This is a genomic window from Streptomyces sp. NPDC007907, assembly GCF_042959365.1.
GTDB classification, from domain to species: Bacteria; Actinomycetota; Actinomycetes; order Streptomycetales; family Streptomycetaceae; genus Streptomyces; species Streptomyces indiaensis.
Map to the genome: position 1 here is coordinate 1 of NZ_JBIBKR010000006.1, position 25,416 is coordinate 25,416.

Consider the following 25,416-nt stretch of genomic DNA (forward strand, 5'->3'; position numbering starts at 1 on the left):
GGCACGCTGTTGAGTTCTCAAGGAACGGTCGCTTCCTTTGTACTCACCCTCTCGGGCTTTCCTCCGGGCGCTTCCCTTCGGTCTTGCGTTTCCGATTCTATCAGATCTTTCCGATCCGATTTCCTCGGTGCTTTCCAGGTTCCCGCTTTCGCGTTTCCCTTTCCGGCGCTCCCGACTTTATCAGAAGTTTCGGGCCGGACTGACCGGCCGCTCATTTCCGATTCATCGGGAGTGGCTTCATTGAAATCAGCGTTTCAAGAAGCAGATAGATGTTCACTCTGGCTGGTCCGGGACTAGAGCCCATCTCCAGGCAACTGTTCGAATCTACCTCCCCGCACTTGCCGTGTCAACGGCTCCTGTGGGGCGAAGAGGAGACTAGCAGTTGAACGGACGTGGTCGCACATCCGCCGGTCGGCGCGACGATCAGGCGGCTGTCGGGACGGTCGCGCTGCGCTCCGCCGCCTCGACGTCACCGGTCTCTCCCGCACGTGCGGCACGGCCACCCACGACGTAGACGTAGGCCAGGAAGGCCACTTCAGCGGCGATTCCGATGGTGATGCGGGCCCAGGTGGGGAGGCCGGAGGGGGTGACGAAACCTTCGATGGCGCCCGAGACGAAGAGGACGAGGGCCAGGCCTATGGCCATGCCGATGGCGGCACGGCCTTCCTCCGCGAGCGCCGTGCGCCGCGTCCGGGGTCCGGGGTCGATGAGGGTCCAGCCCAGGCGCAGACCGGTGCCGGCTGCGACGAAGACGGCGGTCAGTTCCAGGAGGCCGTGCGGGAGGACCAGGCCGAGGAACGTGTCGAGGCGGCCGGCCGAGGACATCAGGCCTACTCCGATACCGAGGTTGAGCATGTTCTGGAAGAGGATCCAGAGGACCGGGAGCCCGAGGAAGACCCCCAGGATGAGGCAGAGGGCGGCAGCCCAGGCGTTGTTCGTCCACACCTGGGCGGCGAAGCTGGCGGCCGGGTGGCTGGAGTAGTACGTCTCGTACTGGCCGCCGGGGCGGGTGAGCTCGCGGAGTTCGCCGGGTGCCGCGATCGAGGCCTGGACCTCGGGGTGGGTGCCGATCCACCAGCCCAGCAGGGCCGCGACCGCCGTGGACAGGAGTGCGGTGGGCACCCACCAGTGCCGTGCCTTGTAGACGGCGGCCGGGAAGCCGTGGGCGAGGAAGCGCGTCACGTCGCGCCAGGAGGCGCGCCGGGTGCCGGTCACGGCACTGCGGGCGCGTGCGACGAGTTGGCTCAGCCGACCGGTGAGCTGCGGGTCGGGAGCACTGGTCTGAATCAGGGAGAGGTGCGTGGCGGTGCGCTGGTAGAGGGTGACGAGTTCGTCGGCCTCAGCGCCGTCGAGGCGGCGCTGGCGGCGGAGGAGGGCTTCGAGGCGGTCCCACTCCGCTCGGTGGGCGGAGACGAAGACGTCGAGGTCCATCGGTGTGCCTGCTCCTCGGCTGGTCGTCGGAGGCTCGTCGTGGATCAGCTTGTCGTACTACGGTGCGATGCGCCCTCAGCTTGGCAGACTGGGCCTGTCGTGGGCAGGGCAGGGGAAGGACGGCAGGCGTGAGTGAGCTGGTGACGGGCGAGGCTGTGGCGTTGGAGCTGCGCCCCGCGAGGCTGCCCAGCAGGGCGCTGGCCGTGCTGCTCGATCTGGTGGCGGCCATGGCCGTCTACGTCGCGGTGACCATCGTGCTGGTCACGTCCACGGCCTCCCTGGACGAGGCGGCGCAGACGGCTCTGTCGATCGCGTCGTTCGTTCTCGTGCTGGTCGGCGGCCCGATCGCGGTGGAGACCCTCAGTCATGGGCGCTCGCTCGGGAAGCTGGCGTGCGGTCTGCGGGTGGTGCGGGACGACGGGGGACCCATCCGGTTCCGGCACGCGCTGGTGCGGGGCTTGATCGGGGTGATCGAGATCCTCATGACCTTCGGGATCGTGGCCTGCATCGCCTCGTTCGTGTCGGCGCGTGGGCGGCGGCTGGGAGACGTGTTCGCGGGGACGCTCGTCGTGCGGGAGCGGATTCCGGTCACCCGGACCGGATTCGTACCGCCTCCTCCGCCCTGGCTGGCGGGGCGGTTCTCCGAGCTGGACCTGTCGGCGGTGCCCGACGGATTGTGGCTCGCCGTCCGGCAGTACCTGACGCGCATGCAGCAGCTGGATCCGCAGGTGGGCCGGTCGATGGCAGAGCGGCTGGCGACGGATCTGGCGGAGCGTACGGGGGCTCCGGTGCCGCCGGGGGTGCCGCCTGCGGCCTATCTGGCGGCGGTCGTGCAGGAGCGGCAGGTTCGGGAGACCCGGCGGGCTTTCGCGGGCGATGCGGCCCGGGCGGCCACGTCCGTCGCTGCTCCGGCGCCGGCCGGCCCCTCGGAGAGCGGGCGGCGTCCCGGGCAGCCGGAGGATTCGGTGAGCGAGCGGCGTCCCGAGCGGCCGGGAGCTGCTGCGGGCGAGCGGCCCGGCACCGGGTTCGTGCCACCGGCGTAGTGGCGGGCGAAGCCCCCGACGTGTCAGGGGAACGTCGACGGCGGTGATTCCAGGTCTTCGAGCTCGACGCCGGGGGCCGCGAGCACGACGTCCCCGGCGATGTGGACGGTGTGCTGCTCGCCCGTGTCCAGGGCTGTGACCTGGTATTCGTCCACGGTCAAGGGGCCGTTGTCAGTGGCGTGTGCTTCGCTACTCAGCAAGGCCCAGGACTGGTCCACGGTGCGCGGTGCGAGGACCGGTTCCGTGAAGGCGACCAGGCGTACGCGGGTGGCTGCCGTGGAGGGGGTGAGGCGCAGGAGACGGGCGGTGGCGACGAGGAACGCCGGGGACGTGCCGGTGAAGGCATGGGCGCGCACATTCCCTTCGGTGGCCTCGGTCCCGGTGGGGTCGGTACGGACCCAGGTGACGCCGTCGAGCGCGGCGCCGCGGACCTGCCAGGCGGCGGCGTGGAGTTCGAGGCGGAGGGGGCGGCCGAGTTCGTCGAGGGTGAGGTCGACGGAGCCGTGGTGATCGCCGGTGGGGGTGGTCAGCTGGGAGACGTAGCGCCAGCCGGAGGGACCGGGGGCGCACTGGAAGTGTTCGTCCGCGAGGGGGGTGTGATCGTGCGGATCGTGGAGCGAATAGCGGCCGCGGGGCATGGGGGTCCTGGGTCCTGATGGGCTGGGCCGGTCTCGGCCGGTCGAGAACGGGGCAGGCCCCCGGCACGGGGGTGCGGGGGCCTGCCTCGGTGATTCGACCGGTGCGGATCAACCGGTGGTGACTCGACCGGTGGCGAACCAACCGGTGCGGATCGACCGGTGGTGAACCGGGCGGCAGCGGTGCTGCCGGGGCTCAGTAGCGGTAGTGGTCCGGCTTGAACGGGCCCCCGACCTTCACGCCGATGTACTCGGCCTGCTCGGGGCGGAGCGTGGTCAGCTTCACGCCGAGCGCGTCGAGGTGGAGGCGGGCGACCTTCTCGTCGAGGTGCTTGGGCAGCACGTAGACGCCGGTCGGGTACTCGTCGGGCTTGGTGAACAGCTCGATCTGGGCCAGGGTCTGGTCCGCGAAGGAGTTGGACATCACGAACGACGGGTGGCCGGTGGCGTTGCCCAGGTTCAGCAGGCGGCCCTCGGACAGGACGATGATCACCTTGCCGTCGGGGAAGGTCCAGGTGTGGACCTGCGGCTTGACCTCGTCCTTGACGATGCCGGGGACCTTGGCGAGGCCGGCCATGTCGATCTCGTTGTCGAAGTGGCCGATGTTGCCGACGATAGCCTGGTGCTTCATCTTGGCCATGTCCGAGGCCATGATGATGTCCTTGTTGCCGGTCGTGGTGATGAAGATGTCGGCCTGCTCGACCACGTCGTCGAGGGTCGCGACCTGGTAGCCGTCCATCGCGGCCTGCAGCGCGCAGATCGGGTCGATCTCGGTGACGATCACTCGGGCGCCCTGGCCGCGCAGCGACTCCGCGCAGCCCTTGCCGACGTCGCCGTAGCCGAAGACGACGGCGGTCTTGCCGCCGATGAGGACGTCCGTGGCGCGGTTGATGCCGTCGATCAGGGAGTGGCGGCAGCCGTACTTGTTGTCGAACTTCGACTTGGTGACGGCGTCGTTGACGTTGATCGCCGGGAACAGCAGGGTGCCGTCGCGCTGCATCTCGTACAGGCGGTGGACACCGGTGGTGGTCTCCTCGGTCACGCCGCGGATCTCCGAGGACAGCTGGGTCCACTTCTGGGGGTTCTCACCCAGGGTGCGGGTGAGCAGCTCCAGGATGACGCGGTGCTCGTCGGACTCGGCCGTGTCGGGCGAGGGGACCTTGCCGTCCTTCTCGTACTCGACGCCCTTGTGGACGAGGAGGGTGGCGTCGCCGCCGTCGTCGAGGATCATGTTGGGGCCGCCGGTGGGGCTGTCCGGCCAGGTCAGGGCCTGCTCGGTGCACCACCAGTACTCCTCCAGCGTCTCGCCCTTCCAGGCGAAGACGGGGACGCCCTGCGGGTTGTCGGGCGTGCCGTCGGGGCCGACGGCGATGGCGGCGGCCGCGTGGTCCTGGGTGGAGAAGATGTTGCAGGAGGCCCAGCGGACCTGCGCGCCGAGGGCGACGAGGGTCTCGATGAGCACGGCGGTCTGCACGGTCATGTGCAGGGAGCCGGTGACGCGGGCGCCGGCCAGGGGCTGCGCCTCGGCGTACTCCTTGCGGATCGCCATCAGGCCCGGCATCTCGTGCTCGGCGAGGGTGATCTCCTTGCGGCCGAAGGCGGCCAGGGAGAGGTCGGCGACCTTGAAGTCCTGTCGGTTCTCGACAGTCGTCATTGCGAGCTGCTCCTCGGAGTGTGGGTCGAGGGTGGGTACGGCTGGTCTGCGCGGCGGCGGACACAGGGGTGCCCGAAAGAGGACACAGGCATGCCCGCGTACGCGCAGCGCAGTCCGTCGGAGGCCCTCTCTCCCTCGGCCGGTCCGCTGGGGACCGCCCGACCGCCATCAGCAGCGACGTCTGGCTCCGTCCCAAGCTACACCGGGCGCGGGGGCGATCCCCAGTCCGTCGGCGAACACATCGAGCCGATCATGTGACGGACCGGGGGACGTGCGGGTGGCCGGAGGGAATGCGGGACGGGGCCCGCCGAGTGGTTTCGGCGGGCCCCGTGGGCCGAAGGGGGAAGGTCAGTGCTCGTCGGCGGGGTGGGGGGCGGGGCCGCCCGGGGAGGCCTCGGGGTCAGGGCCCTTGGCCGCCTCCTTCTCGCTGTAGATGTCCGGCTCGAGGTAGATGACGCGGGCGATCGGGACGGCGTCACGGATGCGGGCCTCGGCGGCGTCGATGGCGGTGGCGATCTCGGTGGCCGTGTCGTCGTGCCGGACCGCGATCTTGGCGGCGACGAGGAGCTCTTCGGGGCCGAGGTGGAGCGTGCGCATGTGGATGATGCGGGTGACGGTGTCGCCGTCGACGATCGCGGCCTCGATCTTCCGGGTCTCCTCCGCGCCGGCGGACTCGCCGAGCAGCAGCGACTTGGTCTCGGCGGCGAGGACCAGGGCGATGAGGATGAGCAGGACGCCGATGCAGAGGGTGCCGATGCCGTCCCAGACGCTCTCGCCGGTCAGGAGGGCGAGGCCGACACCGCCGAGCGCGAGGACCAGACCGACGAGGGCGCCGAGGTCCTCCAGGAGGACGACCGGGAGCTCGGGGGCCTTGGCGTGGCGGACGAAGTCCTTCCAGGAGCGCTGGCCGCGCAGGGTGTTGGACTCCTTGATGGCCGTGCGGAAGGAGAAGCCCTCGGCGATGATCGCGAAGACGAGGACGCCGACGGGCCAGTACCAGTGCGTCAGCTCGTGCGGGTGCTTGATCTTCTCGTAGCCCTCGTACAGGGCGAACATGCCGCCGACCGAGAAGAGGACGATGGAGACGAGGAAGGCGTAGATGTAGCGCTCGCGGCCGTAGCCGAAGGGGTGTTCGGGGGTGGCTTCGCGCTTCGCCTTCTTGCCGCCGACCAGGAGCAGTGCCTGGTTGCCGGAGTCGGCGACGGAGTGCACGGACTCGGCGAGCATCGACGACGAGCCGCTGAAGAGGAACGCCACGAACTTCGCCACCGCGATCGCCAGGTTGGCGCCCAGTGCCGCCACGATCGCCTTGGTACCGCCTGACGCGCTCATATGTTCGCGTTGTCCCTTCGTACGCCGTTCCAGGGCCCGGGCTCGCCGTGGTGCGCGCCCGTGGCTTTGCCCGTGCTTTACGGTGGGCCATTGTTGCAGCCCGCCGTCGGAGAGGTGAGTCAGGTCACCAGCACGGGGTTCTCGAAACGGTCAGGCGACGACGGTGGCGCGGAAAAGCGTTCCCGTACCGGACACTTCGGCCTTTTCGCCGGCCGGGACGAACACGGACCGGCCCGGGGGCAGGTCGTGCTCGCCCGCCCGGACCGTGCCGGCCGTGCAGAGCAGGATCTGCGGGGTGGGGCGGGTCAGGTCGTGGGCGGCGCCCGCCTCGGGCAGGACGTAGCGGGAGAGGCGGAACTCGTCGATGGGGGTCTCGTAGACCTCCTCGCCGTCCGGGGAGGCCTCGGGGCGCAGGACTCCGGGGTCGCTGGGGCGGAAGCGGACGATGCGCAGGAGCTCGGGGACGTCGACGTGCTTGGGGGTCAGTCCGCAGCGCAGGACGTTGTCGGAGTTGGCCATGATCTCCACGCCGAGGCCGTTCAGGTAGGCGTGCGGGATGCCGGCGCCGAGGTAGAGGGCCTCGCCGGGCTGGAGCCGGACGTGGTTCAGCAGGATCGCGGCGAGGACGCCGGGGTCGCCCGGGTAGTGGTGGGCGATGTCGGCGTAGGGGGCGTAGGCGCCGCCGAGGCGGGTGCAGGCGGTGGCCGCTTCCGCGACGGTGCGGGACATCTCGTCGGGGTCGGCGGTGAGGATGGCGGTGAGGACCTCGCGGAGGGCGGCGTCCTCGGGGTGGGCGTGCAGCAGGTCGACGTAGGGCTTGAGGGAGTCGACTCCGAGGTCGTCGAGGAGGGCGGCGGCCTCCAGGGGGTCGCGGAAGCCGCACAGGCCGTCGAATTCAGTGAGGGCGCAGATCAGTTCGGGCTTGTGGTTGGCGTCCTTGTAGTTGCGGTGCGGGGCGTCCACGGGGATGCCGCGCCGCTCCTCGTCGGCATAGCCCTCCTGTGCCTGGGCGAGGTCGGGGTGGACCTGGAGGGAGAGCGGGCCGCCCGCGGCGAGGATCTTGAGGAGGAAGGGCAGCCGGGGGCCGAACCTGGCGACGGCGGCGGGCCCGAGTTCCTTCTCGGGGTCGGCGTCGACGACCTCCACGAGGGTGCCCCGGTCGGTGCGCGAGGGTGCGCCGGGGTGGGCGCCCATCCACATCTCCGCCTGCGGTTCGCCGGTCGGTTCGACGCCGAGCAGCTGCGGGATCGCGGTCGTGGAACCCCAGGCGTAGGGGCGGATGGTGTTGTCGAGGCGGTCCATGGGGTTCTCTCTGCGTGGGGCGGGGCGGGCGCGTCAGGGTGTCCCGGGCAAGATCAGGCCCTCGAAGCGAGCGCCAGGTAAACGGCGGCGAAATCCGTGATGGCGATCAGTTCTGCGAGGGTTTCCAGTTCGCCGCCGGCCTCCGGTTCGAGCTCGCTGATGGGGGTGTCGTGGCTGAGGGCGAGGTCGCGGGCGCCGGGGGCGGCGGTGAGGCCGCCGATGGGGCGGTCGCGCAGCAGGACCACGCGCGCGTGCAGGGCGGGGGGTTCCTCGACGCGGTCGCGGAAGAAGTCGTCGGGGTCGGCGCTGGCGGCCAGCGGGCCGGCGAGCAGGGCGCCGTGGGCGGCGAGGGCCTCGGGGAGTTCGGCGACGACCGCGGGGGTGCCGGACAGCTCGGCGAGGGCGGCGGCGAAGCGGCGGCCGGCGGGGCCTGCCGAGGTGCCCTCGGTCCAGACGACCGGGAGGGCGTCGGCGAGCTCGGCGGCGAGGGTCTTGGCGGCGTTGCTGTACGTGGCGATGGCCGGGCCGCAGCGTTCGGCGACGTGGTCGAGCCGGTCGGCGACCTTGCCGAGGGCGTCCGGCGGGGCGGCGAGCACGCCGGTGCGGTCCAGGAGGGCGAGGAGCGGGGTGAGCAGGGCCCACAGGACGCCGGGGGCGGACGCGGCGAGCGGCTCGTCCTGGTCGTAGGGGGCGGTCGCCACGGGGACGAACAGGCCGTGCGCGCCCGCGACGGCTTCGGCGAGCGGGGTGCGGGCGGGGGCCACGGCGACGACGGTGCAGCCGCGGCGGTAGGCCTGCTCGGCGAGCAGCGACAGGCCGGGTTCGGTGCCGTCGGGGGTGGTGATCAGCAGGAGGTCCACGGAGCCGACCCAGCCGGGCAGTTCCCAGCGCAGGGCACCCGCGGCCGGGGCGACGCCGGTGGGGGCGAGGCGGGTGACCGGGCTGCCGGCACCGGCGAGGGTGCCGATGAGGTCGGCGGCGTGGGTGGCGGCGGCACCGGGGCCGGCGATGAGGACCGCGCGGGGGCGGCCGTCCGGCTTCAGGTCGTTGACGCCCGCCTCGGCGGCATGGCGGGCGGCGGTGCGTACGCGGGCGCCGGCTTCCGCGGCGCCGCGGAGCAGCCCGCGGTGGTCGGCCTCGGCGAGGCCCTCCGGTGAGTCGAGCAGCGATTCGTCGAGCATGGGCGGCAGCTTCCCATCGCCGGGGTCCGTTGTGACGTGTCCTGGATCGTGCCCGCTGTGCCGGGGGCCATGTGCGCCGAGGATCACGACGGCGGCATGGCCCCCTGCCGGTCACGCGGGCAGTGGGGGCCATGTGCGTCGAGGGTCGCGCGGCCGGTGCGCCCCCTGCCGGTCACGCGGGGCGGCGGGCCTCGTCGACGAGCAGGACGGGGATGCCGTCGCGCACGGGGTAGGCCAGGCCGCAGTCGGCGCCGGTGCAGACCAACTCGGTGTCCTGCTCCGTGAGCGCGGAGTGGCAGGCCGGGCAGGCGAGGATCTCGAGGAGGCCGGATTCGAGGGGCATGGAGGTTCCTCCGGAGTGCGGGCGCTTGGGGTCGTGCCTGGTCAGGTTACCGCCGGTGGCGGTCGGGCCTCAGCCTCTGATGATCCCCAGCACTTCGTCGCGCACCCGGGCCATCGTGTCGGCGTCCCTCGCCTCCGCGTTCAGGCGCAGCAGCGGCTCCGTGTTGGACGGGCGGACGTTGAACCACCAGTCGGCGGCGGAGACGGTGAGGCCGTCGAGCTCGTCGAGGGTGACGCCCTCGCGGGTGCCGTACGCGGAGCGGATGGCGGCGAGACTGGCCTGCTGGTCGGCGACCGTGGAGTTGATCTCGCCGGAACCGGCGTAGCGGTCGTACTGGGCGACGAGGGAGGACAGGGTCCCGTCCTGGCCGCCGAGGGCCGCGAGGACGTGCAGGGCGGCCAGCATGCCCGTGTCGGCGTTCCAGAAGTCGCGGAAGTAGTAGTGCGCGGAGTGCTCGCCGCCGAAGATCGCGCCGGTGCGGGCCATCTCGGCCTTGATGAAGGAATGGCCCACGCGCGTGCGGACCGGGCTGCCGCCGTTCTCCTCGACGACCTCGGGCACGGACCAGGACGTGATCAGGTTGTGGATGACGGTGCCCTTGCCGCCGTGCCGGGCCAGTTCGCGGGAGGCGACCAGGGCGGTGATCGCCGACGGGGAGACCGGCTCGCCGCGTTCGTCGACGACGAAGCAGCGGTCGGCGTCGCCGTCGAAGGCGAGGCCCAGGTCGGCGCCTTCCTCGCGGACCCGCTTCTGCAGGTCGACGAGGTTGGCCGGGTCGAGGGGGTTGGCCTCGTGATGGGGGAAGGTGCCGTCGAGCTCGAAGTACATCGGGACCAGCGTCAGGGGCAGGCCGGCGAAGACCGAGGGGACGGTGTGCCCGCCCATGCCGTTGCCCGCGTCGACGACGACCTTCAGGGGGCGGACGGACGTCAGGTCGACCAGGGAGCGCAGGTGGGCCGCGTAGTCCGACAACGTGTCACGGGCGCTGATGGTGCCCGTCGTCGCGGCCGCCTCGGGGGCGCCCGACTCGCTCCAGTCCTCGACGAGTTCGCGGATGTCCGCCAGGCCGGTGTCCTGACCGACCGGGGCGGCGCCGGAGCGGCACAGCTTGATGCCGTTGTACTGCGCCGGGTTGTGGGAGGCGGTGAACATGGCGCCCGGCAGGTTCAGCGCGCCCGAGGCGTAGTACAGCTGGTCCGTCGAGCAGAGGCCGATCTCCGTCACGTCGGCGCCCTGGGCCGCCGCCCCGCGCGCGAAGGCACGCGACAGGCCCGGTGAGGAGGGCCGCATGTCGTGCCCGGTCGTGATGGCGCTCGCGCCGGTGACCCGCACGAAGGCCGCTCCGAAGAGCTCGGCCAGGGACTCGTCCCACTGGTCGGGGACGACTCCGCGTACGTCGTACGCCTTCACGACCTGCGACAGATCAGCCACGGCCAACCTTCCTGGAAAAGTACTGTCGGTCCGCACAAACTACCCCCGCCCACCGACAGCGCGCCGGGCGGATGCCAAGACGGCTGCCGGCCGTCACCTCTGGTCAGGGCAGTGTCCAGCCCAGCACCGGCATGCTCCGACCGACCACGATCAGGCACATCACCAGCAGCAGGCCCAGGCTCCAGGGCAGCCCCTTGCGCAGCAGGTCGCCCTCGCAGCCCGCCAGAACGACGGCCGCGCAGGCGATGGTGAGGTTCTGCGGGAGATCATCTTGCCGAGGGCGCCGCCGGGGCCGGACACGGCGACCCCGAACCAGCCGAGGACGGGTGGCGGGAAGGCGAGACCGGCTCCGGCCGCCGCGACGCAGCGCCGATGGTCGCGGCCCGCCCGGAGAGGTTCATGACGTAGGCGAGGGCCGGGACGGACGTCACGGTGAGGATCGCGAAGCGCAGTTCGTGGACGGTGACGAGGCGCTCCCTGAACGCCACGCGCGCGGACGCCGATGACGTTCCGTCATGCGAAAGCGATTTCTCGCCCCCTCACCGAAATGGTCATGCGTCCGCGCCAAGCTCGCGTCATTGGGTGCGCGCGTGAAGGAAGTCGGGGGGCCGGCTCAGTTGTCGGGCGACCGCAGGACCCGCAGGTGCCCGCGCCGCGCGACCTCGCGCGGGTCGGCACCGCGGCCTCCGCCGCCGGCCTCGGCCGCCCGCCCCTGGGGACGGGCCGCCTCACGCACGGCGTTCGCAAGCGCTTCCAGGTCGTCGCCACTGGGGCGGGCCGGGGCCGAACCGTCGAGGAGCCGGACGACCTCCCACCCGCGCGGGGCGGTGAGGCGCTCGGAGTGCTCGGCGCACAGGTCGTAGCAGTGGGGTTCGGCGTAGGTGGCGAGCGGGCCGAGGACCGCGGTCGAGTCGGCGTAGACGTACGTCAGCGTCGCGACGGCGGGACGGCCGCAGGCGGTGCGCGAACAGCGACGTACAGGGCTCACGATGTTGGACGGTACCGCACTCTTGAGCGGGCCGCGACGACTCTCCACCAGGTCACTCCCCCGTGTCGTGCTGTGTAACGCCGCACACACTCTTTCAGGCGTACCTTTCTGACCTGCCAGGACATCGACGCCCGAGATGTCGAACAGCCCGTCAAGCGATCAAGAGTCATCATAAAACCCTCAAATACCGTGAGGTCACCGGTCTCGGCGGGATACGGATTTGAGCCCGACTTTGGCTTGAATGGTCATGTAACGACATGCCGCGCGGGGGCGGCCGGAAGCCGCCCCCGCCGCCGTGCGGTGCCGGGCACGGGGGCACGGCGGGGACTACCCTTCCCCAGTGATGGACAAGCCCGTAACGCCTCGTGCCGCCGCCCCCGGCCCCCGCCGTCGTGATCGCCACGGACGGGGCATGCGCGGCCCGATCGCACCGCCGCAGGTGCCGCTGGCCGCGAGTCGCGCGGACGTGTTCGCCGATCTGGTGCAGGACTCGGTGGAGCGACTGGAGCGGCGCTGGCCCCAGCTCGCCGACATCGACTTCCTGGTCCTCGAGGTGCCGCGGCTGGACGGGCCCGGCCAGGCCTGGAACGACGAGGCCGTGCCGCTCGGCGGCACGATCAGCGCGCTTGAGGGCCGCCCCGCCCGCGTGGTCGTCTACCGGCGGCCGGTCGAGATCCGCACCAAGGGGCGCGACGAGCGGGCGGCGCTGGTGCACGAGGTCGTCGTCGAGCAGGTCGCCGAGCTCCTCGGACTGACGCCGGAGACGGTGGACCCGAGGTACGGCGAGGACCAGGGCTGACACGGACGCCCCCGGCCGCCGGCTGATGCGGACGGCCGCCCGCCCGCGGACTCGGACGAGCGCCCGCCCGCGGGCCTACTTCTGGAGCACCGACAGGTCCTCGTCCGCCTCCGGTACCGCCACCGTCCCGCGGTCGTCGGGCAGTGTCTGGACCGTGAAGGCGGGGACGCCGCCCTCGTTCGCCGCCAGGGTGCGGGCGCCGTGGACCGGACCGCCGGAGACCGGCTCGACCGTGAGCGCGTAGGTGCCCTTGAGGCCGCCGGGGACCGGGGGCTCGATGTCCTGGGTCGTGCCGGCCTTGATGGTGTACGTCTTCGACACCGGCGTGCCGCCCTCACTGCCGGCCGAGGCGGTGACCTTGACCGTGGCCGCGGCGTCCGGGGCCGTCAGGGACAGGGTGCCGCCCTTGCCGCTGTTGCCGGCGGACGTCGCGCGCGTGCCGACGGGGCGGGTGGCCGGGATGAACGCCGTCTCCTGCTTGTCGCCCTTGCCGCGCACGACCTTCAGGGCCGCCACGACCGGCACGGACCGGTCCGTCGGGGTCAGCACCAGGGAGCCCGCCTCGCCGCGGGTGACGTCGCCCAGGTCGACCGCGGTCGTCATGCCGCCCTTGACGTGGACCGTCTCGTGCCCGGCCGGGGTGATCGGCCCGGAGGGGGAGGCGAGGCGCACCTTAAGGTCGGCGTCCGCGTCGCCGGGGGTGAAGGCGACCAGGCGCACGGAGGTGGCGTCCTTGGGGATGCCCGGCAGGACCAGACTGCCCGACGGGTCCGTGGACGCCGGCAGCCAGTCGCCGCCGATCTTGTCGTCCAGGGCCTGTACGGCCGCGCCGACGCGTCCGCTGCGGACGTTGACGTGCACGGTGAGGTCGGTCTGCCGCTCGTCGGTGAGAGTGGACAGCAGGACCGGCTCGCTGGAGTGCGGCGGGACGGTGATGCCCTCCCCCACCGCGGACTTCAGGGCGCCGTCCTTGCCGTAGAGCTCAAGGTCGACCACGGCGGCCGAGTCGTCCGGGTTCGTCAGGTGGACGTAGTCGGTGCGGTCGGTGTCCGTACTGGCGCCGGGGAACCAGAAGTCGGTGTCCGGGGCGGTGCAGTTGACGCCCTGCAGTCCGCGCCCGGTGCCCGCGGCGACCTCGGTGGTCTCCTGGACGGTCCAGCCGGGCGCGAACCTGCCGTCGGCCGTTCCGACGAGGGCGGGTGCGTCGCCGCCGGAGCTGTCGCCGGTGACCGGCTTGCCGGGCTCCTTGGGAGTCAGCACGGGCTTCGCGGGCGTGTCCTCACCGGACTTACCGTCGTCCTCGCCCTTGGCGTCGCCCTTGCCTTTGTCCTCGCCGGCGGCCGGGGCACCGGCCGATTCCGCTACGGCCTCCCGGAGTTCGGCTTTGCCGCCGCTCCCGGTGCCCTTCGTGACGGGTGTGAAGGACGTGTAGGACGTCTCGGCGAGGTCGGACGTGCTGGGCGCCGGGCAGAGCAGGCTGGTGCGCTCCACGGGCAGTTGGGCGGCCGCCTTGGTGGTGTCCGTGCCCGGCGCGTCCGGCTGGGACAGCGCGGCGAAGCCGGTGACGGCGGCGAGCGCGGTCGTGCCGGCGATCAGGGACAGGGTGGTGCGGTTCACTGCTGGCTCCCGTCGGGACGCTCACTGCCCGTGCCGTGGGGGTGGTGCTGCTGCGCCGGGTCGTACGGCGTGCCGTAGCCCTGGCCCTGTCCCTGGCCGTAGGACTGGTCGTAACCCTGCTGGTCGTAGGACGGGTTCTGGCCCTGGCCGCCGTAGGCGTACGGGTCGTACTGGCCGCCCTGGTACGGGTCCGCCTGGTACTGCTGTCCGTAGGCGTCCGCCGGGTACGGGGCGTTCTGGTACTGGTCGCCGTAACCGGCGTACGCGCCGCTCTGGTAGTCGGCGTTGTCCCACTCGCCGTAGTTCTGCTGCCGGGGCACCGCCGCCGGCGGCTGCTGGGGATGCGGGGGCGGGAACTCCTCGGGGACGGCGGCCTCTTCCGCCTCGGCCTCCGCCTGGGCGCGCAGGCGGCGGGCCCGGCGGCCCTCACCCGCGACGGCCTCGGCCGGGACGGCCGGCTCGTCGGGGAGGTCGTCGTCGATGTCGCGACGCCGGCCGGGCAGGGCGAGCACCACGAGGACGACGGCGAGCAGGCCCTGGGCCCACAGCCAGGCCGTGTGACCGATCGGGTCGTCGTAGGTGACGTCCAGCGTGCCGCCGGACGCCGGGAGCCGGAAGCCCTGGGCCCAGCCGTCGACCGTGGTGCGGGTCAGCGGCTTGCCGTCGAGCGTGGCCGTCCAGCCGTCGGCCGCGGAGTCGGCCAGGCGCAGCACGCGTCCGCCGGAGCCGGCCGGGATCGTGGTGTGGATGTCGACCGGCCCGGCGGCGACGGGCTGCGGGGTGCCGGAGGCGGGGACGATCGTGGCGCGCGCGACCTCCCGGTTGACGCGCCACAGGGCGCCGCCGGCCTGCTGGCTGAGCCGGGTCAGGCCGGGCGTGGCGTCCAGGACGCGGGTGACCTCGCGGGGCGCGCCCTGGTGGACCAGGACGTAGCGCACGGCGAAGCCGCCGAGCTGGTCGGCCTGGTCGGCGCCGGAGCCGGCGACCAGGTGGGCGACGACCTTGTCGAGCCGGCCGTTCTCCCCGTCGGCCCCGGCGATCTCGCCGTCGCCGAGACGGACGCCGGAGCCGCGGACGAGCATGTAGCCGACGTGGGCGCCGGATTCGCTGTCGAGGACGAGGGTGCGGGCCTGGTCGCGGGTGCTGCTCTCCTCGGCGACGAACGCGGGGACCTGCGTCGGGTCGCGTCGCTCCAGGGGGTCGCCGGCGCCGCGGATCATCCAGCCGGCGGCGATGAGCAGCGGGCCTGCGGCCGAGGCGAAGGCGATCAGCACGGCGACCGGCTGGCGCCAGCCGAAGCTCTGCTCGGCCACGCGCGCGCGTGCCCCGTCGGCGCCGAGCACGGCGGCCGCCAGGAGGGCCATGCCGTAGACCAGGGTCGCCGGTCCGGCCCAGGTGGAGCTGTTGGACAGGACGGCGAAGACGAAGCCGGTCAGGGCGACGGCCCAGGCGGTCCAGATGCCCGACCGGCGCTCCGAGCGGACCAGCGCGGCGAGGGCGGCCAGCACGATGCCGATGAGCATGAAACCGCTGACGGTGCCCGGGCCGCCCGGGCTGGCGCCCAGCAGGTCGAGGGCGGAGGCGGACGAGGGGCCGTACGCGAGGCCCGCTTCCTTGAGGAAGCCGAACGGGAGCAGCGTCAGCGACCAGGGCGCGAGGAGCAGCAGGGGGGTGCCGAGCTGGGCGAGGAACCGCAGCCCGTAGGCCGTGATGTCGCCGCGGCGCAGCACGAGCAGCCCGATGCCGAGGAGCAGCGCGAGGGGCCACACGATCGGCGTGAAGGCGGTGGTGATGGTCAGCAGCAACGCGTACGCCCAGGTGGCGCGCCAGCTGCCGCGCGCTCCGCCGGTCCGCGTCAGGCCGCCGGCGGCGACGGCCGCGCGGGCGATGAGCGGCAGCAGCGCGGCGAGGACGGCGGTGCCGATGCGGCCGCCGGCGAGGGCGCCGGTGGCGGCGGGCAGGAAGGCGTAGACGACGGCCGCCCAGGCGCGCAGCAGCCGGGACTCGACGAGCGGGCGGGAGGCGAAGTAGGCGGCGACACCGGCCAGCGGCACCGAGCCGACGAGCAGGACGGTGACGGCGAGGCCGGTCGAGCCGAACAGCAGGGACGCCAGCATCGCCACGAGCGCGACGTACGGCGGCGCGGACGAGGTACCGCCGGCGCCGACCGGGTGCCAGGCGTCGAGGTAGCGCGACCACAGCTCGCCGGAGTCGGCCGGGGCGGGCAGCAGGGCGCCGCCCGCGAGCGCGCCGCCGCCGAGGAGCTGGCGGCAGGCGACCAGGGAGACGAGGAGCAGGACGAGGAAGAGCACCGGGCCGGGCTTGCGCGCGATGCGCTTGAGCCGGGCGAACTGCTCGATCTCCAGGAAGTCGGCGTCGTCGCCGCCGGGGCCCGACTCGACGGCGCTGCCGTGCCGTCCGGCGCCGGCCGCGGCCTCCGGGTCGGAGCGGCCGACGAGGCTGCTCGCGACCTGCTCGACGGTGACGCGGACGGTCGCGCCGGGCGGCGGGAACAGCGCCCGCAGCTCGGCCTTGTCGATCCGGGGTGCGCCTCTGCCGCGCCGCCCGGCGAGGATCCGCTCGGGCCGGAGCAGGGTGCCCATCAGGCCGCGGATCTCGTCGACGGCCTGTCCGGGGACCTTGCCGACGAGGTAGGCGACGGTGCGCAGCAGGGTGCCGAGCACGATCCGCACGAACACCCAGGGGAGCACGGCGGTACGCGAGTTGACGAGCAGGGTGTAGACGGCGCCGGCCTTGTCGACCTTGTGCGGGGAGGCCGCCGTGCGGCCCACGCAGTCGACCGTGCGGCGCTCGCGGCTGGACGCCTCGGCGTGCCGGACGACCGCCTCGGGGGCGACCAGGACGCGGTAGCCGGCCGCGTGTGCCCGCCAGCACAGGTCGACGTCGTCGCGCATGAGGGGCAGATGCCGGTCGAAGCCGCCGAGCTGCTCGAAGACGTCGCGGCGCACCAGCATGCCGGCGGTGGACACCGACAGCACGGGCCGGACGTGGTCGTGCTGGCCCTGGTCCTGCTCACGGCGGTCCAGGCCGGTCCAGCGGCGGCCGGAGTTGGCGATGGAGACGCCGACTTCCAGCAGCTGCCGCCGGTCGTACCAGCCGCGGAGCTTGGGGCCCACGACGGCCACGTCCTCGCGGCCGAGCTCGTACTCGGTGTCCACGACCCGCAGCAGCTGGGCCAGGGCGTCCGGGTCGGGGGCGCAGTCGTCGTGCAGCAGCCACAGCCACTGGACCGGCTCGCCGTGCGGGAGTTCGGGCAGGTCGTAGGCGTCGTCGCGCCACGAGCGGGTGACCGGGTCCCAGCCGCTGGGGCGCTTCAGGTACGGCAGCTCGTCGGGGGTGAGGACCGGGGCGGAGCGGCCGCACTCCTCGACGGCCTGGCCGAAGCCGGTGCGGCGGGCGAGGTGCAGCACCCGGTCGGCGCCGAGCGCGTCGGTGACCAGCTGCGCGGAGGCGTCCGAGCTGCCGGTGTCGGCGCCCATCGCGTACTGGACGGGCCGCTCCTGGCCGAGCAGTCCGGCGAGCGCGTCGGGCAGCCAGCGGGCGCCGTCGTGCGAGACGAGGACCGCGGTCACCACATGACGCGGGAACTCAGGTGCGGCAGCGGTGTCGTGGTGGGCTGCCGGGTGGCTGTGCACGGACATCGAGGTACGGGCCCCGGTTCGGTGGACTGCGGTGGACGCCCGCACCCGGTGGGGGCGGCGGGCGTCTCGGACGAGCGACCACACTATCGGCTGCACAGCGGACGGCCCGCCGCCTGTGGATGACCCACGGGCGACGGGCCGTTCACGCACGGAGGGGTGGGGGTCAGACGGCCGCCTTCTTCAGCCGGCGGCGCTCCCGCTCGGACAGGCCGCCCCAGATGCCGAATCGCTCGTCGTTGGCGAGGGCGTACTCGAGGCACTCGGAGCGGACCTCACAGGCGAGGCAGACCTTCTTGGCCTCCCTCGTGGAGCCGCCCTTCTCGGGGAAGAAGGACTCGGGGTCGGTCTGGGCGCACAGCGCGCGCTCCTGCCAGCCGAGTTCCTCGTCCGCGTCGTCGACCAGCAGTTGCTGCACCGTCTCGGTCATGTGCGCCCCTCGTCTGTCTTTCGCGTCCCCGTGATCTAGCCGTTACCGATTCCGGCTGAACGACACGAGTGAAATTACAAGTGTGCTGCTCCGGGCGAGTCAAGCCGAGATCTGCTATTGAGCCCCTTATTCACTCTGCGGAACCAAGCCCATGCGGAAAGTGTTCAAATCACCATAAACCCTGACACACAGACGGAGCCCGCGAGGGCTCACACCTTCCGCCGGACCCCGCGCAGACCTGTACGGACAAGGACGCCCAGAGGTTCGATCTCGTTCCGACACGCACGTCGAAGCGAAACGGATCACAGTCGGATCACGAGTACGCAACGGGGTTTGTGCGCCCGGTTGGACGCCATGTGTCCCGGCCGGGGCATGAACAAACCTTTCATCTGAGCGATCGACCGGATGAGGTGAAACACATCCCACGTACCGGGTGTCGAGTTGACAGTGAAGGTGTGAACCGGTGTCCTTGTGGGCATGCTCGCGAACTTGGCATTCACCTCGACCCGCACCGCCGGGTCCCACGGTGCTGCCCGCGCTCGCTGTCGCTGTCGTTGTTCCAGCTGTTGAGCCCCACCCGCTCCAGCTGAAGGCCGAGCCCCACCCGTCTCTCGGCTCTCGTTCCCTCTGACCTTCTTTCACTGAGGAACCACGCACCCCATGAACAGCGACAGCGACCTCCAGATCGCCGGCGACATCCTCGAAGTCACCCACCTCCTCCAGACCCCGCGCGAGCACCCGGCCACCGTCGCCGAGTTCGTCGGACTGGCCCGCTCCCTCGCCGAGGACCGCTCCCAGTGGGAGCACCTCGTCCGCTACGACGCGTCCAGCCGCTGGTACCACCGGCTGCGCACCGGACCGGGCTACGAGGTGTGGCTGCTGTCCTGGGTGCCCGGGCAGGGCAGTGGGCTGCACGGCCACGGCCGCTCCTCCGGAGTGCTGACCGTCCTCGAGGGCACGCTGACCGAGCGCACGGAGCGGGGCACACGCGCCTTGCGGGCGGGCGCGCAGCGCGTTTTCGCGCCGGGGTACGTACACGAGGTCGTCAACGACGCGCTGGAGCCGGCGGTGAGCCTGCACGTGTACTACCCGGGCCTCACCGAGATGCCGATGCACACCGCACAGCACTGCGAGGCCAGGGACGTACCGGGTGTGGTGACTGCCTGACCGGTTGTCGCAGGGGCCTGCAAGACTGTCCCACCCGGCGCCCGACCACCACCCCTCAACGAGTCAGCCTGACGGCTGACACACTGTTCCAATGCGCATTGTGGTTCTGGCAGGAGGCATCGGCGGTGCCCGGTTCCTGCGTGGTCTGAAGCGGGCCGTCCCGGACGCGGACATCACCGTCATCGGCAACACCGGGGACGACATCCACCTCTTCGGGCTGAAGGTCTGCCCGGACCTCGACACGGTGATGTACACGCTCGGCGGCGGCATCAACGAGGAGCAGGGCTGGGGCCGCACCGACGAGACCTTCCACCTCAAGGAGGAGCTCGCGGCGTACGGCGTCGGGCCCGAATGGTTCGGCCTGGGCGACCGGGACTTCGCCACGCACATCGTGCGGACGCAGATGATCGGCGCCGGATACCCGCTGAGCGCGGTGACGGAGGCGCTGTGCGACCGCTGGAAGCCGGGCGTGCGGCTGATCCCCATGTCCGACGACCGCGTCGAGACGCATGTGGCCGTCGAGATGGACGGCGAGACCAAGGCGATCCACTTCCAGGAGTACTGGGTGCGGCTGCGCGCCTCGGTGCCCGCCCGGGCCGTGGTGCCGGTGGGCGCCGACCAGGCGAAGCCCGCTCCCGGTGTCCTGGAGGCCATCGCCGAGGCGGACGTGATCCTCTTCCCGCCGTCCAACCCGGTCGTGTCGATCGGCACGATCCTCGCCGTGCCCGGCATCCGGGAGGCGATCGCCGACGCCGGGGTGCCGGTGATCGGCCTCTCCCCCATCGTCGGTGACGCGCCCGTGCGGGGCATGGCCGACAAGGTGCTCGCCGCGGTGGGCGTCGAGTCGACGGCCACGGCGGTGGCTGAGCACTACGGCTCGGGCCTGCTGGACGGCTGGCTCGTCGACACCGTCGACGCGGACGCGGTGGAACGGGTCGAGGCGGCCGGGATCCGCTGCCGTGCCGTGCCGCTGATGATGAGCGACACCGACGCGACCGCCCGGATGGCCCAGGAGGCGCTGGCGCTGGCCGAGGAGGTGCGGGGCGCGTGAGCGGCGAGGTCACCGGCGCGCAGCCGGGTGCCGCCGGGTACCGGGTGTGGGCCGTGGACGGGCTGCCCGAGATCGCGGCCGGGGACGACCTGGCGAAGCTGATCGCCGCCGCCGAGCCCGGCCTGGCCGACGGGGACGTGCTGCTCGTCACCTCGAAGATCGTGTCCAAGGCGGAGGGCCGGGTCGTCCGGGCCGCCGACCGGGAAGCGGCGATCGACGCGGAGACGGTCCGGGTGGTGGCCCGACGCGGCGCCCTGCGGATCGTGGAGAACCGGCAGGGCCTGGTGATGGCCGCGGCCGGGGTCGACGCCTCCAACACCCCCTCCGGGACGGTGCTGTTGCTGCCCGAGGACCCGGACGCCTCCGCCCGCGCCGTGCGGGACGGGCTGCGCGACGCCCTCGGCGTCGAGGTCGGGGTCCTGGTCACCGACACGTTCGGCCGGCCCTGGCGCTCCGGGCTCACGGACGTCGCGATCGGCGCCGCCGGAGTGCGTGTGCTCGACGACCTGCGCGGCGAAACGGACGCGTACGGCAATCCGCTCAGCGCCACCGTCGTCGCCACCGCCGACGAACTCGCCGCCGCGGCCGACCTGGTCAAGGGCAAGGCCGCGGGGCTGCCCGTCGCCGTGGTGCGCGGGCTCGGGCACCTGGTCGCGCGGGGCGACGACGGCGAAGGAGCGCGGGCCATGGTCCGCGGCGCCCGCGACGACATGTTCCGCCTCGGCACCTCGGAGGCGGTCCGGCTGGCCGTGACCCAGCGGCGCACGGTCCGGTCCTTCACGGACGAGCCCGTCGACGCCGGTGCCGTACGGCGGGCCGTGGCCGCGGCCGTGACCGCCCCGGCGCCGCACCACACGACGCCGTGGCGGTTCGTGCTGCTGGAGTCGCGGGAGTCACGGACGCGGCTGCTCGACGCCATGCGGGAGGCGTGGATCGCCGACCTGCGGCGGGACGGCAAGAGCGAGGAGTCCGTCGCCAAGCGGATCCGGCGCGGGGACGTTCTGCGCAACGCGCCGTACCTCGTCGTCCCCTGCCTGGTCATGGACGGTTCGCACACGTACGGCGACCCGCGCAGGGACGCCGCCGAGCGGGAGATGTTCGTGGTCGCCACCGGTGCCGGCGTGCAGAACTTCCTGGTCGCGCTGGCCGGGGAGCGGCTGGGTTCGGCCTGGGTGTCGTCGACGATGTTCTGCCGGGACGTGGTGCGCGAGGTGCTGGACCTGCCGGCGGACTGGGACCCGATGGGGGCGGTGGCCGTCGGCCACGCGGCCGAGGAGCCGCGGCCGCGGCCCGAGCGGGACGCGGGCGCGTTCATCGAGGTGCGGTGACAGGAGCCGGGCGGCGCCTACGCTCGTAGGGCCACTCCTCACGGATCCCAGGGACGTCATTCATGGCAGGACGGTTCGCTCAGCGGCCCACTCGTACGACAGTGCGCGGTGGGCATGTCGCCGTGCCCCCGGGTGTGCCGCGGCAGGCGACGGGGCCGGGCCGGGTGCGGGAGTGGGTGCCGGACGGACCGCTGGACCTCGGCCTGGTGCTCGGGCCGTTGCGGCGCGGGCCCGGCGACCCGACGTTCCGGGCGACACCGGACGGGTCCGTGTGGCGCACCAGTCTCACCCCGGCCGGGCCGGGGACGCTCCGGGTGTGCGCGTACGGCGGCGGGGTGCGCGGCGAGGCCTGGGGGCCCGGGGCGGGCTGGCTGCTGGAGGGGTTGCCGGAGCTGCTCGGGGCGGCGGACGATCCGTCGGCGTTCGTGCCGCGGCACCGGCTGCTGGCGTCGGCCCGGCACCGGCGGCCTGGGCTGCGGCTGACGCGCAGCGGGCTCGTGCTGGAGTCGCTGATCCCGTCGATCCTGGAGCAGAAGGTCACGGCCGACGAGGCGTACCGGGCGTGGCGGCTGCTGGTGCGGAAGTTCGGGGAGCCGGCGCCGGGGCCCGCGCCCGCGCGGATGTACGTGATGCCGGACCCGCGGACGTGGGCGCTGATCCCGTCGTGGGAGTGGCACCGGGCCGGGGTCGACAACAAGCGGGCGTCGACGATCCTGCGTGCGGTGCGGGTCGCTGCGCGGCTGGAGCAGGCCGTGGGGATGGAGCCCGGGGCGGCTCGGGCGCGGCTGGAGCTGGTGCCCGGGGTCGGGCCGTGGACCTCGACGGAGACGGTGCAGCGCAGTCATGGGGCGGCGGACGAGGTGACGGTGGGGGATCTGCATCTGCCCGGGATCGTGGGGTGGGCGCTGGCCGGGGACCGGGACGCGGATGACGCGGCGATGCTGGAGCTGCTGGAGCCGTATGCGGGGCAGCGGCATCGGGCGGCTCGGTTGATTCTGCTGAGCGGGAGGGTGCCGGCTCGGCGGGCGCCGAAGATGCCTCGGTGGGACATAGGGCAGTTGTGAGCTGTGGGCTTCTGATGCTCGGCGTTGGTGCTGGGCGCGGGGGGTTTCGCAGCCCGGCGTAGCGGGGTGCCTCCCCCAAGCTCTCGGCTTCGCTCGAGCACAGCTCGGGGGGAGGCTGGGCTCCAGCGGCTCGCATGCCCGCGGTGGGGGAGGGTGGGGTCCAGCCGGCACGCATGCCCGCGGCTGGACCCCTGTGTGTCTTCTACTGGTCCGATGAGAAGCGGACCGCTCCTGCCGGGATGCGGGCGTCGCACCATATGCGGGCGCCCTCCAGGAGTTCGTTGTCGGGGCCGATCACCGCGCCGTCGCCTATGACCGTGCCCGTGAGGACCGAACGTTGGCCGACGCGGGCCCTCGTGCCGATCAGGGAGTCGGTGATGACCGCGCCCGGCTCGATGACCGCGCCCGGCAGGATCGTGCTGCCGAAGATCCGCGCGCCCTCGGCGACGAACGCGCCCTCGCCCACCACCGTGCCACCCGCCAGCTTCGCGTCGGACGCGACCTGGGCCGTGGGCAGGACCAGACGGTCGCCACAGCGGCCGGGGACCGCGGGCGACGGGGCCCGGCCGAGGACCAGGTCCGCGGAGCCCCGTACGAAGGCCGCCGGCGTGCCCAGGTCCAGCCAGTACGTGGAGTCGACCATGCCCTGGAGGTGCGCGCCGGCCGCGAGCAGGCCGGGGAAGGTCTCCCGTTCCACCGACACCGGCCTGCCCAGCGGGATCGAGTCGATGACCGAGCGGCGGAAGACGTACGCCCCGGCGTTGATCTGGTCGGTGACGATCTCCTCGGGGGTCTGCGGCTTCTCCAGGAACGCCAGGACCCTGCCCGTGTCGTCGGTGGGAACCAGGCCGTAGGCCCTCGGGTCCGTGACCTTGGTGAGGTGCAGGGAGACGTCCGCGCCCGTCGTCTCGTGGGTGTCGACCAGGGCACGGATGTCCAGGCCCGTCAGGATGTCGCCGTTGAAGATCAGGACCGGGTCGTCGGGGCCGGAGTGCAGCCGGGAGGCCACGTTGCGGATGGCACCGCCCGTGCCGAGCGGCTCCTCCTCCGTGACGTACTCGAGGTGGAGTCCCAGCGCGGAGCCGTCCCCGAAGTACGGCTCGAAGACCTCGGCCAGATAGGAGGTGGCCAGGACGATGTGCTCGACACCGGCGGCTCTCGCTCTCGCCAGCTGGTGCGTGAGGAAGGGCACCCCGGCCGCCGGGACCATGGGCTTGGGCGTGTGCACCGTGAGCGGGCGCAGCCGGGTGCCCTTGCCGCCGACCAGGAGGATCGCTTCTGTCACGTGTCGTCTCTGCTTCCTGCCGGGACCGGCCGAACTTTCTTTCGGCCGGTCAGTGTATGCAGACCGTTCCGTGGCGCCTTCGCTGGCCGTGCGGCATTCCGTCCCGCTGCCCCCCGACGGCGGTGAACGTGTCCTCAGCGGCCCTGGTACTGGGCCGCCTTGGAGCGGGCGGAGCCGAGCTTCCCGTAGAGCTTCCCGCCGGGGCACTCCGTCTTGAAGCCGTCCCGGTGCCCCGAGATCACGTTCAGTCGTACGTTCGTACCTTTGCTGTAGAGGTTGCTGCCGGCCGACTTCAGCGTGGTCTTCTTCTTCGGGTTCATCCCGTACAGCCCCAGCTTCCAGGCGCTGAGCCGGGCGATGGCATTGACCGCGGCCTTCGACGGTTTCTTCGAGCCGTACGTCCCGAGGACGGCGATCCCCATGCTGTTGCTGTTGAAACCAAGGGTGTGCGCGCCGAGGACCGGTTTCGCCACGCCCCCGGCGCGGCCCTCGTAGATCTTTCCGCACTTGTCGATGAGGAAGTTGTAGCCGATGTCCCGCCAGCCCATGCTCTTGACGTGGTAGCGGTAGATACTGCGGATGAGTGAGGGGACCTGCGAGCAGGCGTAGTTGTTGCCGCTTGCCGTGTGGTGCACGAAGGCCGCCTTGACCTTCTTCGTGTACCGGAATCCGCTCTCCCGCAACCCCTCGTCCGCCCCCCAGCCGCGCCGCGTGACGATACTCGGGCGCGGGCCGATGTACGGCTTGGCCTGCCGCTGCCGCTCCGTCAGCGCCCTTGGCCCGAGGGCGGGGTGCTCCTGCTCGTTCTCGGCGCGGCTCAGTGCCGCGATCTCGGTGGCGCCGAACGGGGCGAGGTCGGCGTTGGCCGCCAGGGCCTCGGCGAGCGCGGACGACTCGGCGTTCACGGCGTCGACGGCGCGCGGCACCTCCTCCATTCCGTGCAGGGTGTCCTCCTCGCCGGGGTCGACGAGTTCGAGGCGGAGACCGGTGGGCAGCGGGGGTGCGGCGGGCAGGTCGCGGGAGCCGGAAGGCTCGGGGGAGCCGGCCTCCGACCCGCCGGACTCGGAGCTGACGCGGAGTTCCACGCCGTCGGAGTCGCCCACCCACAGCGGTGCGGTCGCGCCGCGGACGCGGCCCGAGGCGCGCTCGGTGGTGTCCCGGTCGGCGGCGTGTTCGGCGTTGTGGGTCTCCACGTCCTGCCAGTGGGACCAGGCGCCGGTGCCGGCGGCGCGCGTGCGGACCTGGACCCGGCCGTGCAGTTCGGAGTCCGGGTCGTCCCAGACGACACCGACGAGGGAGAAATGGCGTACGGCACGGGGGGACAGGCCCTGCTCGGTGGCCGGGGCGGAGGGGGTGGCGCGGGTGCGGGTGAGGGGTTCGAGGGGCAGGGACTGGGTGCTGCCGGCCGCGCTCGGCTTGGCCGCGCTCCGGGCGCTCGGGCTCGTGGCCCGGGCCCCCGCATGGGGTGCGGGTCTCGCCGTCGTCGCGGCGTCCGTGGCCGGCACCGGTCTCGCCGTCGCCGCGAGGGCGGGAGGGGTGAGGGGGAGGGCCAGAGCGGCCGCACAGGTGACACCGATCGAGGAAGCAAGGAATCCACGCATGCCCCTGATCTTGGACATAATCGTATAAGTCTGTCCATTTGGGATTTGACGGGCCGTCGGCCGGGATTCGGCCGA

20 protein-coding genes and 1 pseudogene are annotated in these 25,416 nt (G+C 72.5%); 6 read left to right on the plus strand and 15 right to left on the minus strand.

Annotated elements, in window-relative coordinates; genetic code table 11:
• Positions 1-423: 423 nt before the first annotated feature.
• Entirely contained in the window at positions 424-1,431 is a 1,008-nt protein-coding gene (locus tag ACFZDI_RS24485; protein ID WP_391253259.1) for a stage II sporulation protein M, read from the minus strand.
• Positions 1,432-1,559: 128 nt separating this feature from the next.
• Here ACFZDI_RS24485 and ACFZDI_RS24490 point away from each other — a divergent pair, with 128 nt between their 5' ends.
• Complete coding sequence (locus ACFZDI_RS24490) at positions 1,560-2,474, plus strand: RDD family protein (protein ID WP_391253261.1); 915 nt, start codon at positions 1,560-1,562, stop codon at positions 2,472-2,474.
• A gap of 23 nt (positions 2,475-2,497) precedes the next feature.
• Here ACFZDI_RS24490 and ACFZDI_RS24495 read toward each other — a convergent pair whose 3' ends face one another.
• The 9 genes and pseudogenes from ACFZDI_RS24495 to ACFZDI_RS24535 form a co-directional block, all read right to left on the minus strand.
• Positions 2,498-3,112, minus strand: a complete 615-nt coding sequence (locus tag ACFZDI_RS24495) for a hypothetical protein (protein WP_391253262.1) — start codon at positions 3,110-3,112, stop codon at positions 2,498-2,500.
• Between the two features lie 193 nt (positions 3,113-3,305).
• Positions 3,306-4,763: an adenosylhomocysteinase gene (ahcY, locus tag ACFZDI_RS24500; RefSeq protein WP_391253264.1), complete on the minus strand. Its 1,458-nt coding sequence runs from the start codon at positions 4,761-4,763 to the stop codon at positions 3,306-3,308.
• A 348-nt stretch (positions 4,764-5,111) separates the two neighbouring features.
• A complete protein-coding gene (locus ACFZDI_RS24505) occupies positions 5,112-6,095 on the minus strand; it encodes a cation diffusion facilitator family transporter (RefSeq protein WP_344369434.1) in 984 nt (327 codons plus the stop codon).
• A 150-nt stretch (positions 6,096-6,245) separates the two neighbouring features.
• A complete protein-coding gene (manA, locus tag ACFZDI_RS24510; RefSeq protein WP_391253267.1) occupies positions 6,246-7,397 on the minus strand; it encodes a mannose-6-phosphate isomerase, class I in 1,152 nt (383 codons plus the stop codon).
• Positions 7,398-7,450: 53 nt separating this feature from the next.
• On the minus strand, positions 7,451-8,578 hold the full coding sequence (locus ACFZDI_RS24515; RefSeq protein ID WP_361117917.1) for an SIS domain-containing protein: 1,128 nt from the start codon (positions 8,576-8,578) through the stop codon (positions 7,451-7,453).
• A gap of 172 nt (positions 8,579-8,750) precedes the next feature.
• Complete coding sequence (locus ACFZDI_RS24520; protein ID WP_361117914.1) at positions 8,751-8,921, minus strand: Trm112 family protein; 171 nt, start codon at positions 8,919-8,921, stop codon at positions 8,751-8,753.
• 69 nt (positions 8,922-8,990) lie between these two features.
• Positions 8,991-10,358 carry a phosphomannomutase/phosphoglucomutase gene (locus tag ACFZDI_RS24525; RefSeq protein WP_234849971.1) on the minus strand — a complete coding sequence of 456 codons (1,368 nt, stop codon included), beginning with the start codon at positions 10,356-10,358 and terminating at the stop codon, positions 8,991-8,993.
• Positions 10,359-10,455: 97 nt separating this feature from the next.
• Positions 10,456-10,846: pseudogene (locus ACFZDI_RS24530) on the minus strand (L-lactate permease); the annotation flags it as partial.
• A 119-nt stretch (positions 10,847-10,965) separates the two neighbouring features.
• Positions 10,966-11,388 carry a DUF3499 family protein gene (locus ACFZDI_RS24535; RefSeq protein WP_391253269.1) on the minus strand — a complete coding sequence of 141 codons (423 nt, stop codon included), beginning with the start codon at positions 11,386-11,388 and terminating at the stop codon, positions 10,966-10,968.
• 295 nt (positions 11,389-11,683) lie between these two features.
• On the opposite strand from ACFZDI_RS24535, the gene ACFZDI_RS24540 reads away from it, so the two are divergent.
• The gene (locus ACFZDI_RS24540; RefSeq protein ID WP_391253271.1) at positions 11,684-12,139 is read left to right on the plus strand and encodes a metallopeptidase family protein; all 456 of its coding nucleotides are present in this window, start codon (positions 11,684-11,686) and stop codon (positions 12,137-12,139) included.
• 75 nt (positions 12,140-12,214) lie between these two features.
• Here the strand turns inward: ACFZDI_RS24540 and ACFZDI_RS24545 are convergent, their stop codons facing one another.
• The 3 genes from ACFZDI_RS24545 to ACFZDI_RS24555 all read right to left on the minus strand — a co-directional run bounded on the left by ACFZDI_RS24545 (position 12,215) and on the right by ACFZDI_RS24555 (position 17,845).
• Positions 12,215-13,756 carry a DUF5719 family protein gene (locus tag ACFZDI_RS24545; protein ID WP_391253273.1) on the minus strand — a complete coding sequence of 514 codons (1,542 nt, stop codon included), beginning with the start codon at positions 13,754-13,756 and terminating at the stop codon, positions 12,215-12,217.
• The gene (locus ACFZDI_RS24550) at positions 13,753-17,418 is read right to left on the minus strand and encodes a glycosyltransferase (RefSeq protein WP_391253275.1); all 3,666 of its coding nucleotides are present in this window, start codon (positions 17,416-17,418) and stop codon (positions 13,753-13,755) included. The genes ACFZDI_RS24545 and ACFZDI_RS24550 overlap by 4 nt, the downstream gene beginning before the upstream one ends.
• A 163-nt stretch (positions 17,419-17,581) precedes the next feature.
• Positions 17,582-17,845 carry a WhiB family transcriptional regulator gene (locus ACFZDI_RS24555; protein WP_010034659.1) on the minus strand — a complete coding sequence of 88 codons (264 nt, stop codon included), beginning with the start codon at positions 17,843-17,845 and terminating at the stop codon, positions 17,582-17,584.
• Positions 17,846-18,505: 660 nt separating this feature from the next.
• Here ACFZDI_RS24555 and ACFZDI_RS24560 point away from each other — a divergent pair.
• The 4 genes from ACFZDI_RS24560 to ACFZDI_RS24575 all read left to right on the plus strand — a co-directional run bounded on the left by ACFZDI_RS24560 (position 18,506) and on the right by ACFZDI_RS24575 (position 22,455).
• Positions 18,506-19,012, plus strand: coding sequence for a cupin domain-containing protein (locus tag ACFZDI_RS24560; RefSeq protein ID WP_391253277.1), 507 nt, complete (start codon positions 18,506-18,508; stop codon positions 19,010-19,012).
• 91 nt (positions 19,013-19,103) lie between these two features.
• Positions 19,104-20,063 carry a 2-phospho-L-lactate transferase gene (gene cofD, locus ACFZDI_RS24565; protein WP_234849965.1) on the plus strand — a complete coding sequence of 320 codons (960 nt, stop codon included), beginning with the start codon at positions 19,104-19,106 and terminating at the stop codon, positions 20,061-20,063.
• Positions 20,060-21,391 (plus strand): coenzyme F420-0:L-glutamate ligase, encoded by a 1,332-nt coding sequence (locus ACFZDI_RS24570; RefSeq protein WP_391253279.1) that lies wholly within the window; start codon positions 20,060-20,062, stop codon positions 21,389-21,391. The genes cofD and ACFZDI_RS24570 overlap by 4 nt, the downstream gene beginning before the upstream one ends.
• 62 nt (positions 21,392-21,453) lie before the next feature.
• Positions 21,454-22,455, plus strand: a complete 1,002-nt coding sequence (locus tag ACFZDI_RS24575; protein ID WP_234849963.1) for a DNA-3-methyladenine glycosylase — start codon at positions 21,454-21,456, stop codon at positions 22,453-22,455.
• A gap of 202 nt (positions 22,456-22,657) precedes the next feature.
• On the opposite strand, the gene ACFZDI_RS24580 is transcribed toward ACFZDI_RS24575, so the two are convergent.
• The gene (locus tag ACFZDI_RS24580; RefSeq protein WP_234849962.1) at positions 22,658-23,740 is read right to left on the minus strand and encodes an NDP-sugar synthase; all 1,083 of its coding nucleotides are present in this window, start codon (positions 23,738-23,740) and stop codon (positions 22,658-22,660) included.
• Positions 23,741-23,874: 134 nt separating this feature from the next.
• Positions 23,875-25,341: an N-acetylmuramoyl-L-alanine amidase gene (locus ACFZDI_RS24585; protein ID WP_391253282.1), complete on the minus strand. Its 1,467-nt coding sequence runs from the start codon at positions 25,339-25,341 to the stop codon at positions 23,875-23,877.
• Between the last annotated feature and the right edge of the window lie 75 nt (positions 25,342-25,416).